General features: G+C 69.9%; 16 protein-coding genes. 11 read left to right on the plus strand and 5 right to left on the minus strand.

Translation table 11 applies throughout. The annotated features are described in order from the left end of the window. Positions 1-94: 94 nt before the first annotated feature. Positions 95-742, minus strand: a complete 648-nt coding sequence (locus tag M9914_08990; protein MCO5174312.1) for an SOS response-associated peptidase — start codon at positions 740-742, stop codon at positions 95-97. 139 nt (positions 743-881) lie between these two features. On the opposite strand from M9914_08990, the gene M9914_08995 reads away from it, so the two are divergent. From M9914_08995 to M9914_09015, 5 genes are all read left to right on the plus strand, one after another. Further along, a complete protein-coding gene (locus tag M9914_08995; GenBank protein ID MCO5174313.1) occupies positions 882-1,640 on the plus strand; it encodes a sulfite exporter TauE/SafE family protein in 759 nt (252 codons plus the stop codon). 78 nt (positions 1,641-1,718) lie between these two features. Next, positions 1,719-3,473: an ABC transporter permease subunit gene (locus M9914_09000; GenBank protein ID MCO5174314.1), complete on the plus strand. Its 1,755-nt coding sequence runs from the start codon at positions 1,719-1,721 to the stop codon at positions 3,471-3,473. 4 nt (positions 3,474-3,477) lie between these two features. Further along, on the plus strand, positions 3,478-4,782 hold the full coding sequence (locus M9914_09005) for a nitrate/sulfonate/bicarbonate ABC transporter ATP-binding protein (protein ID MCO5174315.1): 1,305 nt from the start codon (positions 3,478-3,480) through the stop codon (positions 4,780-4,782). Beyond that, complete coding sequence (locus M9914_09010) at positions 4,779-5,456, plus strand: hemolysin III family protein (GenBank protein ID MCO5174316.1); 678 nt, start codon at positions 4,779-4,781, stop codon at positions 5,454-5,456. The genes M9914_09005 and M9914_09010 overlap by 4 nt, the downstream gene beginning before the upstream one ends. Before the next feature lie 133 nt (positions 5,457-5,589). After that, positions 5,590-6,393 carry a hypothetical protein gene (locus M9914_09015; protein ID MCO5174317.1) on the plus strand — a complete coding sequence of 268 codons (804 nt, stop codon included), beginning with the start codon at positions 5,590-5,592 and terminating at the stop codon, positions 6,391-6,393. On the opposite strand, the gene pruA is transcribed toward M9914_09015, so the two are convergent. After that, positions 6,390-7,937, minus strand: coding sequence for an L-glutamate gamma-semialdehyde dehydrogenase (pruA, locus tag M9914_09020; protein ID MCO5174318.1), 1,548 nt, complete (start codon positions 7,935-7,937; stop codon positions 6,390-6,392). The two genes, M9914_09015 and pruA, sit on opposite strands and share 4 nt — an antisense overlap. Before the next feature lie 67 nt (positions 7,938-8,004). Next, positions 8,005-8,949 carry a proline dehydrogenase family protein gene (locus M9914_09025; GenBank protein ID MCO5174319.1) on the minus strand — a complete coding sequence of 315 codons (945 nt, stop codon included), beginning with the start codon at positions 8,947-8,949 and terminating at the stop codon, positions 8,005-8,007. Positions 8,950-9,101: 152 nt separating this feature from the next. On the opposite strand from M9914_09025, the gene M9914_09030 reads away from it, so the two are divergent. Beyond that, a complete protein-coding gene (locus M9914_09030; GenBank protein ID MCO5174320.1) occupies positions 9,102-9,668 on the plus strand; it encodes a phosphoglycerate mutase family protein in 567 nt (188 codons plus the stop codon). Then, the gene (locus M9914_09035; protein ID MCO5174321.1) at positions 9,665-10,321 is read left to right on the plus strand and encodes a GNAT family N-acetyltransferase; all 657 of its coding nucleotides are present in this window, start codon (positions 9,665-9,667) and stop codon (positions 10,319-10,321) included. Before M9914_09030 ends, M9914_09035 begins: the two co-directional genes overlap by 4 nt. 78 nt (positions 10,322-10,399) lie before the next feature. On the opposite strand, the gene M9914_09040 is transcribed toward M9914_09035, so the two are convergent. Then, entirely contained in the window at positions 10,400-11,107 is a 708-nt protein-coding gene (locus M9914_09040; GenBank protein MCO5174322.1) for a Crp/Fnr family transcriptional regulator, read from the minus strand. A gap of 84 nt (positions 11,108-11,191) precedes the next feature. Between M9914_09040 and M9914_09045 the strand changes: the two genes are divergently transcribed. From M9914_09045 to M9914_09060, 4 genes are all read left to right on the plus strand, one after another. Then, positions 11,192-11,890, plus strand: coding sequence for an ABC transporter ATP-binding protein (locus M9914_09045; protein MCO5174323.1), 699 nt, complete (start codon positions 11,192-11,194; stop codon positions 11,888-11,890). A gap of 232 nt (positions 11,891-12,122) precedes the next feature. Continuing rightward, entirely contained in the window at positions 12,123-13,691 is a 1,569-nt protein-coding gene (locus tag M9914_09050) for an ABC transporter substrate-binding protein (protein ID MCO5174324.1), read from the plus strand. A 197-nt stretch (positions 13,692-13,888) separates the two neighbouring features. Further along, positions 13,889-14,944 (plus strand): ABC transporter permease, encoded by a 1,056-nt coding sequence (locus tag M9914_09055; protein MCO5174325.1) that lies wholly within the window; start codon positions 13,889-13,891, stop codon positions 14,942-14,944. Between the two features lie 98 nt (positions 14,945-15,042). Then, entirely contained in the window at positions 15,043-15,933 is an 891-nt protein-coding gene (locus M9914_09060; GenBank protein MCO5174326.1) for an ABC transporter permease, read from the plus strand. Positions 15,934-15,988: 55 nt separating this feature from the next. On the opposite strand, the gene M9914_09065 is transcribed toward M9914_09060, so the two are convergent. Beyond that, complete coding sequence (locus M9914_09065) at positions 15,989-16,618, minus strand: histidine phosphatase family protein (protein MCO5174327.1); 630 nt, start codon at positions 16,616-16,618, stop codon at positions 15,989-15,991. Positions 16,619-16,663 lie beyond the last annotated feature (45 nt).

Raw genomic sequence — 16,663 nt, forward strand, 5'->3', positions numbered from 1 at the left:
TCCCGTGAAGTCCGCCTCCACTAACGGTTGGGATTTGCGTCGACCGGTTACGTCCTTTCGCCACACCATGCGCACATGGATCTCGGGCGGTCACTCACTCCGGCTCCCAGTCGCCCACGGGCCTGGTCAACGCCCTGGCCGTGAGCCACTCGTCCGGGCACGGCCGCAACAGGTCCTGGACGGCGGCGGGGTCGGTCAACTCGGGGTCGAGCCACCTGTCGACGTCCGCCGGGTCGAGGATGACCGGCATGCGGTCGTGGATCGGCGCCATCAGGGCGTTGGGGCTGGTCGTCAGGAGGGTGAACGAAGCTCCCCATTCGTGCAGGGCGTACAAGCCCGCGATGATGAGGGGTCGGCCGTCTTGCCGCGCGATCCAGTAAGGCTGCTTGCGCTTGGCGCCTTCGATCGGCTGCCATTCGTAGAAGCCGCTGACCGGGACGACGCACCTGGAACGCCGCAGCGCGTCGCGGAAGGACGGCTTCTCAGCCGCGGATTCCGCTCTGGCGTTGAAAAGGGTGCTCTTGACTTGCGCGGGGTCGCGCACCCAACCGGGCTCCAAGCCCCAGCGGCCGACGAGCGTCGTCTCCACGCCGTGCGGTTGCGCTACGAATGCGATCTGCTCGGTAGGCGCGAGGTTGAAGCCGAGCCCGCCCTGCTGCATGGCGGTCAGTATGCGGCGGTAGTAGCCGTCCGGGCCAAGCTCGTCTATCAGCGCCTGTACGTCCTTGTCGATCTTTCCCATGCGCCCGCACATGTCATCGAGGATGGTAGCGCGAGCCGGGCCTAGCGTGGGGAGGCTGCGGCACGAGCGGCGGTCGCGTTCCGGCTCGCCGAGCCGCTCCCGCCGCGCTCCCACCCCTTTGGGTGTAAGGTTTCGCGTGATGTCTCTCTCATGGCACGCTCTCATCATCGGTCTGGCAGGCGGGTTCTTCGGGAGCATGGTCGGCCTCGGGGGAGCCGTCGTCATGATCCCGCTCATGACCGGCTGGGCGAAGATAAGCCAGCACAAGGCGCACGCCACGAGCCTAATAGCGGTCGTGTTCACCGGGCTCGTCGGGGCTTGGGCCTACGCGGGCGATGGCAAGCTGGACTGGGGCATCGCCGTCACCGTCGGCGTGGCGGCCGTGGTCACCTCGATCATCGCCGCGGCCTACTCGGCGAAGGTCCCCGCCGGTCTGCTGAAGAAGATCTTCGGTGGTCTGCTCGTCGCCGCCGCCGTCTTGCTCATCTCCGGGCTCGAGGTCTCCGGCACGGGCATCGGGGGCGCCTGGCGGATCCCTTCCGCGCTCCTCCTCGGCCTCATGTCCGGCACCCTGACGGGCCTGCTAGGCATCGGGGGCGGCGCTTTCGTCGTGCCGCTGCTCGTGTTCGCGTTCGGCCTGCCGCAGCACATCGCGCAAGGCACCAGCCTGGCGGTCATGATCCCGGCGGGCATCGCCGGTACCCTGGTGCATGCCCGGGCCGGGCGCCTGGACCCGAAGCTCGCGGTGGGCCTCATCATCGGGGTCGCCATCGGCGCGTTCGGCGGCGGCAAGCTCGCGCTCCTCACGCCCGAGCGGCCGCTTCAGATCATCTTCGGGCTTATCCTGTTATGGACGGGAGCGCGGTACCTGCTTCCGAGGCGCAAGCCGACGCCATGAAGCGCCCGCCCCGGCCGACGTGGTCAGGGCGTCCCGGCACCGCCGGAGGGAGCGACTCGACCCTGATGGATAGAGACGATGGATCGGCGCCGAGGCACCCCTTCAGGCCCCAGCCTGACCGTTCTGCCGGTCTCCGTCGCCGTCGGGCGGGGGAGGCTGAGCGTCTGGGACGCCGTGGCCTTCTGCGTCCTGCTGGCCGTCCTCGCGCTGGTGGCGCTCGGCGGTAGAGGAGCGTTCGCGGAGCTTGGCGCGGCCGAGGCCGGCGCGCGCTCCCTCGATCCCCGCTCGCTGCCGTGGTACGCGGCGCGTACGAGCCTGCGCATGGTCATCGCCCTCGGCGCGTCGTTCCTGTTCACCCTTGGCTACGCGACCCTAGCCGCCAAGAACCGCCGGGCGGGCGCCTTCCTCATCCCGCTTCTCGACGTCCTGCAGTCCGTGCCCGTTCTAGGCTTCGTGTCCGTCGCCACCCTGTTCTTCTTGAACCTCACGCCCGGTCGCGTGTTCGGCGCCGAGCTCGTGGCGCTGTTCGCCATCTTCACGAGCCAGGCCTGGAACATGACCTTCAGCCTCTACGCGTCGCTGCTGAGCGTCCCTAAGGAGTTGGAGGAGGTCGGGCGCTCGTTCATGCTCGGCGCCTCGGCCCGGTTCTGGCGCATCGAGCTGCCTTACGCGCTGCCGCCGCTCGTGTGGAACGCCATGGTGTCGATGTCCGGCGCCTGGTTCTTCGTCGTCGCCGCGGAGTCGATCGCGGTCGGCAACACGACGATCGACCTACCCGGCGTCGGCACCTACATCGCCTCGGCGCTCGCGGCCCGCGACCTCGCCGCCGTCGGCTGGGCGATCCTGACCATGGCATGCGTGATCCTCGCGTACGACGTGCTCCTCTTCCGCCCCCTCGTGGCGTGGTCCGCGCGCTTCCGGTACGACACCGGCTACGGCGGGGGCGAGGAGGAGGCCTCCGTCGTCTACCGGGCGCTGACGCGCTCGCGCCTGGTGCGCGGCGTGGTCGCGCGCCTGGCGGCGTCGACGCCGCGCCGGAGACCGACGGCGCCACCGCGCCCGGCGCTTCCGAGCGACCCGGCGAGGGAGCGCCGCCTGGACGCGGTCTTCGGCTGCGTGGCCGGCGGCGCCGCGCTCACGTGCCTGGTGTTGGCGTGGCGCTACCTCGGCGACGCCGTGTCCGCCGCCGAGGCGTGGCGCGTGGTGGTGCTCGGCTCCTACACGGCGCTGCGCGTGTTCGTGCTGGTGGGCGTCGCGAGCCTGGTATGGGTGCCGATCGCCGTCCACGTCGGCCTGCGCCCGCGCCTGCGCGCGCTCGTGCAGCCCGCCGCGCAGGTCCTCGCGGCGTTCCCCGCCAACCTCCTGTTCCCGCTCGCCGTCTGGGCCATCGTCAGGTACGGGCTGGACCCCAACGTCTGGCTCAGCCCGCTGATGATCTTGGGGACGCAGTGGTACATCCTCTTCAACGTCGCGGCCGGCGCAGCCGGCATACCGAGCGAGCTACGCGACGTCTCCGCCGGCTTCCACGTGCGGGGCTGGCTCTGGTGGCGCAAGGTCGCCCTGCCGGCGGTCGCCTCGACCTTCCTGACCGGCGTCGTCACGGCCTCCGGCGGCGCCTGGAACGCCAGCATCGTGGCCGAGCTCGTCCACTGGGGCGACGAGACCATCGAGGCGGCCGGACTCGGGGCCTACATCGTGAAGGCCACGACGGACGGCGACGGCGCGCGCATCGTGCTCGGCATCGCCGTGATGAGCCTCTACGTCGTACTCATCAACCGCGCGGTCTGGGAGCCGCTGCGACGGCATGTCGCCAGGCGCTTCCGCCTAGAGTGAGGGCATGGAGATGGCCGACATGGAGATCGTACGGCTCGCGGGGGTCGGCAAGACCTTCGCTCGCCCGGGCGCGCAGCCGCTCGTGGTCCTGGAGGGCGTCTCGCTCACGTTGCGCCGGGGAGAGATCGTCGGCATAGTCGGCCGGTCCGGCTCCGGCAAGAGCACGCTCCTCAGGGTCATAGCGGGCCTGACGCAGGCCACCGCGGGCTCCGTCGCGTACCGGGGCGAAGCCGTGGTGGGACCGCCGCCCGGCGTGGCGATGGTCTTCCAGAGCTTCGCCCTCCTCCCGTGGCTCACCGTGCTCGGGAACGTGGAGCTGGGCCTCCAGGCGCTCGGCGCGAGCAGGGAAGAGACGCGGGCGCGCGCCATGGAAGCCATCGACCTCATCGGCCTCGACGGCTTCGAGCAGGCCTTCCCCCGCGAGCTCTCCGGCGGCATGCGCCAGCGCGTGGGGATCGCGCGGGCCCTCGTCGTCCACCCTGAGGTCCTGCTGATGGACGAGCCGTTCTCCGCCCTCGACGTGCTCACGGCCGAGGCGCTACGCGGGGAGCTCCTCGAGCTCTGGTCGACGGGCCGCCTGCCCACCTCCGTCATCGTCCTCGTCACCCACAACATCGAGGAGGCCGTCCTCATGTGCGACCGCGTCCTGGTCTTCGCCAGCCGGCCCGGCCGGGTGGCGGCGGAGGTCGCCGTCGACCTGCCCCACCCCCGCGACAAGACCGACCCGCGCTTCGGGAGGCTCGTCGAACGCCTCTACTCCGAGCTCGCCGGGCTCACCGTGCCGCGTGCGGCTACGCCACCCGCCGGTGTCCAGGAGCTCTTCCGGCACCTTCCGCACGCCTCGCCCGGCCTGATGGCCGGCCTCATCGAGGCGCTGGTCGAGCGCCCGTACTCGGGCCATGCCGACCTGCCGGTGTTCGCGCACGCGCTGCGCATGGAGGTCGACGACCTCTTCCCGGCGGCGGAGGCTCTGCAGCTGCTAGGGTTCGTGCGCTTGGAAGGGGGCGACATGATCATCACCGGCGCCGGGAGGCGGTTCGAGGAAGCCGATGGGGACGACCGCAAGGCCCTGTTCGCGGAGGCCCTCGTCGGCCGCGTGCCCCTGGTCGCCCACCTCCTCGAGGTCCTGGAGGCGGCTCCCGAGCATCGCGCCCCTTACGGGAAGCTGCTGACTGAGCTGGAGCAGGGGCTCGCCCCGCACGCTGCCGAGGAGACGTTGCGCACGGCGATCACCTGGAGCCGCTACGCCGAGCTCGTCGAGTACGACGACGGCACCCGGACTCTCGGCTTGGAGAAGGAGCCGGTGTGAACGCCGCCTGGAGCAGGGCGCTCGTCCGGGCCTTCAAGGAGCCCGTCAACGCCCTCACCCACCTGGCCGGCGCCGTCCTGGCCGTCGGGGCCACGGTAGCGCTGGCGGTCCTGGCGCGGGGCGACGCCATGGCGGTGGCGGCGTTCCTGGTCTTCGGCGCGACCTCCGTGCTGCTGTTCACGGCGAGCACCCTCCTGCACGCCGTGCGCGCCGGGCCCGGCGCCGAGCGGTGGTTGAGGCGCTTCGATCATGGAGCCATCTACCTGCTCATCGCGGGCTCCTACACCCCCATCACGCTGGTGGCCCTGCAGCCCCAGCGCGCCACTTTGGGCTGGTGGCTGTTCGCGCTCGTCTGGCTCTGCGCCGTCGGCGGCCTCGTGTTCAAGACGTTCTGGCTGAACGCCCCGCGCTGGCTCAGCACGGCCCTCTACCTCGCCATGGGCTGGCTCGTCGTCCTCGCGATCGTGCCCGTGGCAAGGTCGCTCGGCACGGCGAACACCGTCTGGCTCGGTCTCGGCGGGCTGTTCTACAGCGTGGGCGCGGTGATCTACGCGCTCAAGCGACCCCGCCTGTGGCCGGGCGTGTTCGGCTTCCACGAGCTCTGGCACCTGTTCGTGCTGGCGGGCTGGGGCTGCCACCTCGTGATGATGGTGCGCTTAGGCGTCGGCGTATGACCCATGCGCGGCCGGCGCGACACACCCTATAACCCGCGTATAACCCGCACCGCCCTAGGCTGCCCCATGCCAGGCTCGGCGGGCCGCGGGTGCGTAGCGTCCCACGTCAGCGACCGCGCCCCGGAGGTGCACAGTGAAACGGACCCTCATCGCCATCACGTTGACCTTCTCCACCCTCGCGGGCACCAGCCTCGCCCAGGAGTACACCGTCACGGTCGACGGCGCGCGGTCGTCGCTCACGGCCGTGACCGTGAACGGCGTGGTGTACGTGCCCCTCCAGGCCCTCACCGACGTCGGCGTGGTGGCCACCTTCGACGGCGGCGCCCTGGCACTGACCCTACCCCCGAAGGCGGCCGGCGGCGCCGATCAACGGGAGTCGGTGGAGGGCTGCCTCCGTCAGGACCTCTTCAACGGCGTCTGGCGCGTGCGCGTGACGGGCGTGGAGCGCCTGACGGGCGACAGGCGGGGCTGGGGGGTCACCGTGGAGCTGCGTAACGGCACCACCACCACGCTGATGCCGGTGGACGCCGGCGCCGACCCGACGGGCGAGGGCATCCAGCTCGTGCTCGCCGACGGCAGGATCCTGGAGGCCGACCCTTACGACGTCCAGCAGCTCACGTTCGCGAGCCTGCCACAGGGCGGCGGGCTCACCCACGAGCTGCTCTTCTACGTCCCGGACGGCGCGGCGCTGGGCGAGCCGGACAAGTTCCTGTTCGAGTTGCAGGCGGACGGCATCGGCTTCACGCCGCAACAGGCCGGGGTGGCGTTCACGGTTCCCAACCCGAGCCTGAGGGTGAGGCTCGGCTGCGGCATGTTAGGCGGCTCCGGGAGACAGGGCACGCCGGGGCGCCAGGACGCCCCGCGCCGCATGCCTAGAAGGGTGCGCGCCGACCGTGTCACCGGGTCGGCGCGCGCACGAGCCCGTCCACCGAGCTAGAACCGCTCGGTGACCGTCTTCATCTCCATGAAGTTGCGCAGGTAGTCGGGGCCACCCGCCTTCGTGTTCGAGCCGGACATCTTGAAGCCGCCGAACGGCTGGACGCCGACCAGCGCGCCCGTGATCTTGCGGTTGAGGTAGAGGTTGCCGGCCTGGAACTCGCGGCGCGCCTTCTCGAGGTTGCGCCTGTCCTTGCTGATCACGCCGCCCGTGAGGGCGTACATGCTGCCGTTCGCGATCTCGAGGGCGTGGTCGAAGTCGCGCGCGCGCAGCACGCTCACGACCGGCCCGAAGATCTCGTCGCACGCGATGCTCGCGCCGACGGGCACGTCGGCGAACACCGTCGGCCGTATGAACCAGCCGTCGCCACCCGCCGGGCCTCCGCCCGTCAGGAGCCGCGCCTCGCTCTTGCCCGTCTCGATGTAGCCCAGGATCTTCTCGTACTGCCGCTCGTTGATGACGGCGGCGACGTCGTGGTTCTCGTCGGCCGGCCCGACGCTCAAGGCCTCGGTGAGCGCCTTCACGCGTTCCAACACGGCGTCGTACACGGCGTCGACCACGATGAGCCTGCTCATGGCGGAGCACTTCTGGCCCTGGAACCCGAACGCGCTGGCCACGGCAGAGGCGGCCGCCAGCTCGACGTCCGCCGAGGCGTCGACGATGAGCGCGTCCTTGCCGCCCATCTCGAGGAACGCCCTCTTGAGCCAATGCTGGCCGGGGTGCACCTTGGCCGAGCGCTCGAAGATGCGCACACCCGTCGCGACGGAGCCCGTGAAGTTGACGAAGCGCGTGCGCGGGTGGTCGACGAGGGCGTCGCCCAGGACGGCGTCGTCGCCCGTGAGCAGGTTGATGACGCCGGCAGGGAAGCCGGCCTCGGCCACGAGCTCCATGAACTTCGCCGCGATGACGGGCGTGGCGGGGGAGGGCTTGATGATGACGGTGTTGCCGACGACGACGGGGCCGACGGCGGTGCCGACGAGGATGGCCAGCAGGAAGTTCCACGGCGGGATCACGAGACCGACGCCCATGGGCTGGAAGGTCGTCGTGTTCTCCTCGCCTGGATGGTCGTACGTAGGCAGCGGCTCCGCGAGGGGCAGCGCAGTGCGCGCGTAGTACTCGCAGAAGTCGATGGCCTCGGCCACGTCGGCGATCGCCTCGAGGTAGTTCTTGGACGCCTCGAACACGAGCCAGGCGGCCAGCTCCTCGCGCCGGCGCCGCATGATGGCGGCGAGCTTGACGAGCAGCCGCGCCCGCTCGGCCATGCCCCAGCGCGACCAGTCGGCGTAGGCCTCCCACGCCGCGTCCATGGCGCGTTCGATCTCGCGCGGGTCGGCCTTGGCGACGCGCCCGACGAGCCGGTCCTTGCTGGAGGGGTCGTACGACTCGAGGAAGGCTCCCGTCACGACATGCTCGCCGCCGATGGTGAGCGGGTAGTCGCGGCCCAGCTGCGCCCTCACGCCCTCGAGGGCGCGCTTGAAGCTCGCCAGGGTGGCGGGATCGGAGAAATCAGCGAACGGTTCGTTGCGATAAGGTTCGAAGAGCATCTAGGTGGTCCTCCCTGAGTGATGGCACCGCCCCTGGAGCTAGGGGGGGCGCGGCGGTCGATCGTCTTCAGCCGAACAGCCCGCGCGCCACGAAGGCGAGGTTGGCGGGGCGTTCGGCCAGCCTGCGGCTGAAGTAGCCGTACCAATCCGATCCGAAAGGGACGTACACGCGCACCGGCAGCCCGGAGGCGCTGAGACGCTCCTGGAGCTGCGGCTTCACGCCGTAGAGCATCTGCACCTCGTACCGGTCCTGGCCAAGCGCAGCGCCATGGGCGTAAGCGAGCAGCTCGCGCTGCAGGCCCTCGTCGTGCGTGGCGACGTTGAGCTTGAGGCCCGCCCCGAGGGCGCGGTAGGCGAGGGCGCGGTAGGCCTCCTCGATGCCGGCCACGTCCTGGATGGCGTGCTCGGCCGTCTCGCGGTAGGCGCCCTTCACGAGCCGCAAAGCCGTGGTGACGTCCGGGTAGGTGCCGGCAAGGCCGATCAGGCGGTCCAGGTCGTCGGGGGTGCGGAAGAGGTAGCTCTGCAGCACGGTGCTCACGTGGTGGTGCCCGGCACGCCTCAAGGCCTCGTAGAGGTCGAGCGTGCCGCTCACGTAAGGCGTGTTCTCCATGTCTAGGCAGAGGTGGCCGCCGGCGGCCCCGATGGCGCTCGCGACGCCGTCGGCCAGCTCGAGCGCGAGCTCCGCCCCGACGCCGAGGCCGAGCTGCGTCGGCTTGACGCTGAAGTACGGCTCCACGCCGCTCGCGCGCGCGACGGCGACGCACTCCTTCACGGCGTCCGCCACCGCCCGCGAGGCGCTCTCGCTCTCGACGAACTCGCCTAGCAGGTCGAGGATCACGTGCCTGCCGCTCGCCTGGATGGCGAGAAGCGCGGGCACGGCGGACCGGATGTCCTCACCCGCCACGAAGCGCCCGACGCCGAGGCGCCAGCCGTAGCGGCCTATCACCGACTTGACGGGCTTCGCGCCGGCGATGGCCAGGGTGGCGTTGCGGTAGATAGCGGCCAGGTCCATGTCTTCCGTAGGCGATTCTACCTGTGAGAGAGCCCACGACCTGTGGTCGGGCGAGGGGGAGTAAACATTCGAACAGTGGCGGTAGGCCCCCGCTGATAACTTGGCTCAAGCCCGCCGCTCGGCGGGGCGACCGCCTTCAGGTGAGGAGTTACGTGAGACTCTATTTCGTACGCCACGGTGAGACGGACTACGGCCTCGTCGAGGCGCGCGGCGCCCGCGGCGTCGCCAAGGAGTTCGCGCCCCTCACGGCCCTGGGGCGTATCCAGATAGACACCATCGCTCGCGACTACCGACTCCGCGAGGCCGAAGCCATACTGTGCAGCACCTACACGCGCGCCCTGGAGTCCGCCGCGCTCCTCAGCCGCGCCATCAACAAGCCCCTGTACGTCGAGCACGACCTGCACGAGTGGCTGCCGCAGAAGGACCCGCTGGCGGAGATCGACCCGAAGAGCTTCGAGCGCGCCCGCCAGAGCCTCTCCGGCACGCGCATGGAGGAGGACGCGCCCTGGGAGTCGGTCGATGAGGTGCGCGACCGCGTCCTGGCCGTGCTGAAGCGTTACCGCCGCTTCCAGACGCTCGTCGTCGTCACCCACGGTGTCGTCATCGGCAGCCTGGTCGGCGTGCAGCGGCTCGTGGACCACGCCGAGATCGTCCCGTTCGACCTCGACGTCGACGGTCCGCTCCGGGCGCCTCACGGCGGCGAGCGGGTGCCGCGGTGACGGCCGGCGCCGCCGGCGCGCCGACCGGACCGGCCGCCCTGACGGCGCGACCGGTCCTCGGCGGGACACTCGTGCGCATCGAGGCGCTGGAGCAGCGCCACCTTCCCGACCTGCTGAGGATCGCCTTCGCGCACCCGGACGAGTTCCGGCTGACCTCCACCCCGACGGACGCGGCCGCGGCCGACAAGTACTTCGGCGCGGTCTTCGCTCAGCGCGACGCCGGCCACGCCTACCCGGTGGCCATCCTCGACGCCGCCGGTAAGGTGGTCGGCACGAGCCGCCTGAGCGAGATCGACTTCAGGCACCTGCGCTGCGAGCTCGGCTTCTCCTGGTACGACCCGGCCACGTTCCGCACGGGCGTGAACATCGAGAGCAAGCTCCTGCTCCTGCGCTTCGCGTTCGAGGCTCTGGGCATGCACCGCGTCCAGATCCACACGGACACACGCAACGTGCGCTCCCAGAAGGCCATCCTCGCGCTCGGCGCCCGCTTCGAGGGGGTGCTGCGACGGCACCAGGTCGCCAAGGACGGTTACGTTCGCGACACGATGGTGTACGGCATCACGGACCTCGACTGGCCCGAGGTGGAGCAGCGCCTACTGGGCAGGCTGGCGCGCCGCCTCGAGGGCCAACGCGCGGCGATCCAGAGCGGCTGACGACGCAAGCGGCATGACGGTCGGGCACGTTCGCGCCGCGCTTACCGCCGATAGCGTCGGACGGAAGCCGCAAGTGGTTCAGCGGATGCCGTGGAGGATCTCGTCAAGCCCAGCCGGGTCGGTGATGAAGACTTCCTTCGGGCGCGTCTCGATGACGCCCTCGACCTCGAGGGCCTTGAGCGCGCGCGTGACAGTCTCCCGTGACGTGCCCGCCAGGTTCGCCAGCTCCTGGTGCGTGAGGCGCACGAGCGCGCGCTCCTCCTCGTGCTCCACGACGCCTCCCTGGTAGAGCTTCAGCAGCACGTAGGCCACGCGCCCCTGAGCGTCCTTGTAGGAGAGGACCTGCGACTCGTCGTCCATGCCGCGGAGCCGCTCCGCCAAGGTGGCGTTCAGGTTCAGGCTGATGGCCGGGTAGTCGGCGATGAGCTTGCGGAAGTCGTCGTTGAAGAGGAGGTAGGCCTGCACCTCGCTCAGGGTTACGGCCGTGGCGCTGCGGGTCGACTCGCCCAGGAGCGCCATCTCGCCGAAGTACTCCGGGCACTGCAGGATGGCGAGCGTCTTCTCGTGACCTCCGAGGTCGACCTTCGAGAGCTTCACCAGACCCGAGGCGATGATGTAGAGGGCCTCGCCCTTGTCGCCTTCCTGGAACATGGTGACACCGGCCTCGTAACCCCGCTTGCGCACGGCGGCGGCAGCGATGTCCAGCGCCCTGTCCGGTGCGCCGACGAAGAGGGGGACCCGCTTCAGCAGTTCCAGGATCTCGAGTCGTTCGGCATCGCTGTTCACAATGGACTCCAGGTGGCTTCACGGCCCAGGTCGGGGCGCGGTGTGGAGCAACTTTTCGCGACCGGCCCGTATAGTAACCCCGTGATGCCCGTTCTTGCGAGTCGCGCCCTCGAACGCCGGTTCGACTCCCCCGGCGGGGCGGTGGAGGTGCTGGCGGGCGTGTCGCTGACCGTGCGGGCGGGCGAGGTGGTGGCCGTCCTTGGGCCGTCCGGTTCCGGCAAGAGCACGCTGCTGCACCTGTTGGGCGGTCTCGACAGGCCGGACGCGGGCGAGATCTACTGGGGCGACTTCCCGGTGCACGAGCACGCTCCGCGGCAGCTGGCCGCTCGCAGGGCGCGTTACGTAGGGCTCGTGTTCCAGAACCACTACCTGCTGCAGGACTTCACGCTGCTCGAGAACGTCACCATGCCGTCGCGCATCCTCGGCGAGCCGGACGAGGAGCGCGCCGCCACCCTCCTGACGCGCGTCGGCCTGGGCGGACGCCTCGACCATCCGCCCTCCAAGGTCTCGGGCGGCGAGCGCCAGCGCGCGGCCGTCGCGCGCGCCCTCGCCCTGCGACCGAAGGTGATCCTCGCGGACGAGCCGACCGGCTCCCTCGACCACGCCAGGGCAGAGGAGGTCTTCGACCTGCTCGTAGCCCTCGCCGCCGAGGAGGGCACGGCCGTGGTGGCCGTGACGCACGACGAGCGCCTCGTCGACCGCCCCGGCGTGCGCAAGCTCCGACTCGTCGCCGGGCGGCTGGGGCCGACCGAGGTCGTAGGGGCGACGCCAACGGTCGCCTGAGCGCCATCGCCACCGAGGCCGCCGGTGGCCGTACGTGCGTAGGCCCGGCAGCAGGACTTCCACTCGTCAAGCAGGTGAACGGAAGCTGAAGCATGGGCGCCTAGTGTGCGGTAGTTCACGTGCTAGCATCGCAGGCGTCGAACGTTGGTACAGCGAGGGCCGCGAGCGCGTCACCGATACGAAAGCGCCAAGGCGGCCCCATGCCGACCACGTCGTGGAAACTGGAGGCTACATGAAGAGACTGGTACTGCTGCTCGCTCTACTCCTCACGCTCGGGCTGACGAGCGCGCAGACCCTCGTGTTCGGGTCGAGCGGCTTCCCCGCCTCGCTCGACGCCGTCGATTCCCAAGACGGCAACTCCCTCGTCGTCAGCGGTCAGGTCACGGAGCGCCTCGTCGACTTCGCGCCCGGCAAGACGGACCTCATCCCCGGCCTCGCCACCTCATGGAGCGCCAACGACGACGCCACCGTATGGACGTTCGAGCTCCGCCAGGGCGTCAAGTTCCACGACGGCACCTCGTTCAACGCCGAGGCGGCCAAGTTCAACCTCGACCGTTGGAACGACCCGAACCACCCGTACAGCGGGCGCGCCGAAGGCAAGACCTTCGTGCCGTGGGGCTGGGTCTTCGGTGGTCCGATCGGTGAAGGCAACCTGATCGAGAGCGTCGCCATCACCGGCGAGTACGAGATCCAGCTGACCCTCACCCAGCCGGCTCCGTTCCTCCCCGCGCTGTTCGCCGCCGCCTACTTCCAGTTCAACAGCCCTACGGCCGTCATGGCCGCCGGCGTCAACTACGGCACGCCGAACGTCGGCTCCGTCGGCACCGGCCCCTTCAAGTTCGTCGAGTGGATCGAGGGCGAGCGCATCGTCCTCGAGCGCAACGACGACTACTGGGGCGGCCCCGCCGGCGTCGAACGCATCGTCTTCCGCGGCATCGAGCAGCCCACCGCCCGCCTCGCTGAGCTCCAGGCCGGCACCATCGACATCGCCGTCAACCTGACGAGCGACGACCTGGCCACGGTCCAGAACGACCCCAACCTCAAGACCGCCATCGCCGACACCGAGCTCAACGTCGGCTACATCTCCATGCACCAGGCGAACGCGCCGTTCGACAACGTGCTCGTCCGCCGCGCCGTGGCGTACGCCATCGACCGCGACGCGATCGTGAGCGCCTTCTACGAGGGCCTCGGCGTCGTCGCCCAGGACCACCTCCCACCCGTGCTCTTCGGTCACGGCGAAGACTGGCCGTACGAGTACAACCCGGAGAAGGCCAAGGAGCTCCTCGCGGAGGCGGGCTTCCCGAACGGCTTCACCACGCAGTACTGGTACATGCCGGTCAGCCGCCCGTACTTCCCGGCCCCGCAGCCCATCGCCGAGACGATCGCCTCGTACCTGGCGGACGTCGGCATCACGGCCGAGCTCATGACGGAAGACTGGGCCACCTACCTCGCCGACTACCAGACGGGCAAGTTCCCGATGTACATGATCGGCTGGAACGCCGACTACGCGGACCCCGACAACTTCCTCCGCACCTTCTTCGGTCCCTCGGCCCTCACCGACCAGGGCTGGGATAGCCCAGAGACCCGTGCCATCATCCAGGAGGCCAGCCAGATCGCCGACCAGGACCGCCGCGCCGAGCTCTACGCGCAGGTCGTGAACACGGTCGCGGACCAGGCCATCTCGATCCCGATGGCGCACAACCGCTCGCTGAACGCGACGCGCGTCGGCATCGACGGCTGGGTCGCCAGCCCGCTCGGCTTCAGCTCCGTCAGCCTGCACTCCGTCACGAAGGCGCAGTAAGCACAAACCGTGAAGGTGTTTGGGAGCGCGAGTCACGCGCTCCCAAACCCATGCCGGGAGCGTCGGGGACGCCCTGCCCGGGGCGGCCCCGACCCGTCCGGGTTATGTTGCTGCAAGAATCACTGATCGACTTGGCGGCGCCGGGTGTATCGCCCCGTTAGCGCGCCCGTTCGCCGGGTCCTATTAGGAGCAAGCGCTTGACCGCGTATATCGTCCGCCGCCTGTTGGGTCTCGTCCCCGTGCTGATCGGGGTCACCCTGCTCATCTTCTTCCTGACGCGCATCATCCCCGGCGACCCGGCGATCGCCATGCTCGGGGAGCGCGCGGCCCCGAACCTCATCGAGCGGCTACGGGCCGATCTGGGGCTCGACCGACCGTTGTTCTTCAACACGGCCGAGTACCGCGAGACCGGCAAGCTCGGCGACCTCTTCGACTCGCAGTACTTCGACTACATGGGCGGCATGCTGCGCGGCGACCTGGGGCGCTCGATCCTCACCCTGGTGCCCATCACGCAGAGCCTCCTGCACCGCTTCCCCGCGACGCTGGAGCTCACGCTGGCGGCCATGCTCCTCGCCGTCGCCATCGGCATCCCCGCCGGCACGTGGGCGGCGCTGCGCCGGGGCACCCTCGCCGACACGAGCGTGATGCTGGTAGCCATCGCGGGCGTGTCGTTCCCCGTCTTCTGGCTCGGCATCATCCTCATCTACGTCTTCGCGGTCGTGCTCGGCTGGCTGCCGCCTTCCGGCCGGCTCTCCGTGTCGACCTCGATCCAGCCCATCACGGGCATGTACGTGCTCGACGGCCTGCTCGCCGGCAACTTCAAGGGCGCGCTGAACGCCGCCAGGCACCTGGTCCTGCCTGCGATAGCGCTCGGCACCATCCCGCTCGCCATCGTGGTGCGCATGACCCGCTCCGCGATGCTAGAGGTCCTCGGCCAGGACTACGTACGCACGGCCCGCGCCAAGGGCCTCGCCGAGCTGACGGTGGTACGCAAGCACAGCTTGCGCAACGCCCTGCTGCCCGTCATCACGGTCATCGGCCTGAGCTTCGGCTCGCTCCTGTCCGGCGCCATCCTGACGGAGACGGTCTTCAGTTGGCCCGGCATAGGACGGTGGGTCTACGACGGCATAGCTGCCCGCGACTACCCCATCATCCAGGGAGGCGTGATCTTCGTGGCCACCCTGTTCGTGTTCGTGAACCTGCTCGTCGACCTCTCCTACACGCTGATCGACCCGAGGATCCAGTACGCATGATCGAGACCGCCCGACCTCACCGCCAGCAGCCGTACGAGGGTCCAGTGCGCAAGACCGCTGCCATCCGACCTACCGACAACGCCGACGGAGGAGGGTAGATGGACGCCGCGACAACGACCCAGAACGGCCTCGAAGCGACGAGCCACAAGCGCGGCAACGACCTGGTACGGCGGTTCTTCCGCCACCCCACGGGCGTCCTCGGTCTCGCCATCGTCGTCTTCCTCGTCCTGATCTCGGTGCTGGCACCCGTGCTCAAGCCGTACGACGCCAGGCGCGACCGCGACCTGAGGGCGCGGCTCAGCCCGCCGAGCGCCGAGCGGTGGTTCGGCGCGGACGAACTCGGCCGTGACAACTTCACGCGCGTGCTGCACGGCGGCCGCATCAGCCTCCGGGCCGGCCTCATCGCCGTCGCCTTCGCGGTCGTCATAGGCACTCTCCTTGGGCTGATCGCGGGCTACGTCGGCGGCTGGCTCGACACCGTCATCGTGTGGCTGGTCGACATCCTCCTGGCGTTCCCCGGCATCCTGCTTGCCATCGCGATCGTGGCGACGCTCGGTCCTAACCTGACCAACGCGCTCATCGCGATCGCCATCACACAGGTGCCGATCTACACGCGGATCGTGCGCTCCGTCGTGATGCAGGTGCGCCAGTCGGAGTACGTGCAGGCCGTCAGGGCGCTCGGGTCGGGGGGCACCAGGGTCGTGCTGAAGCACGTACTGCCCAACTCGCTCGCCCCGCTCATAGTTCAACTCACTCTCTCCATCGGCACCGCCATCCTGGATGTCGCCGCACTCGGCTTCCTCGGCCTCGGCGCGCAGCCCCCGGCCCCGGAGTGGGGGCTGATGATCCGCGACGGCTTCTCGCAGTTCCTCAGGGCGCCCTGGATGTCGATCTTCCCAGGCATCGCCATCTTCCTGGCCGTGGTCGGCTTCAACTTGCTCGGCGACGCGATCCGCGACATCCTCGATCCGCGGTTGCGCAACATCTGACCGGCCTCGCTCCGCGAGCTCTGCGCCGGAGTCCGGTCCCTCCGGTCGATCGGCGCTAGCGTGGGGCGAGCGTGAGCGCCTCCAGATGAGCGTGGTCGTTCACCCGCTCGACGACTGTCCAGGCACCGAGCCGCACCACGCTGACGCTGGCGTTCGCTATCAAGATGGTCGGCCCGCCCGGCGCGCCAGCCACGTGACCGAAGGCGACCTTGAGCACCGTGTGGATGACGCCGCCATGCGTCACGCACGCCACGCGACCCTGCCCGGGTAGCTCCCCCAGCCAGTCGCGGACGCGGACCATCACGTCTTCGTACGACTCGCCGCCTTCCGGCCGCACGTCGACCCGCCCGGAGCCCCTGAGCGCCCTTACGCGCAGCTCGCTCTCGGACATCTCGGCCACGGTCTTGCCCTCGAGCACCCCACCGGCCATCTCACGTAGCCGGGCATCGAGCTCGGGCGCGCGACCGGGGAAGACGAGCCGGGCCGTCTCGACCGCGCGGCTCAGGTCGGAGGCGTAGACGCGGTCGAAAGCGGTGGCGGCCAGCCTGGCACCGAGGGCGCGCGCCTGCGCACGGCCGAGGTCGTTGAGGGCGTTGTCGCTGCGCCCCTGCACGCGCCCCTCGCGGTTCCAGTCGGTCTCGCCGTGGCGTATCAGCCACAGCTCCAGCATCTTCTCGCATCTCATCCGGCGAAGTGTAACGCGCGCGCGGGGTGCGCCGTGGCACGGCCC

It is taken from the genome of Trueperaceae bacterium, assembly GCA_023954415.1.
Taxonomy (GTDB): Bacteria; Deinococcota; Deinococci; order Deinococcales; family Trueperaceae; genus JAAYYF01.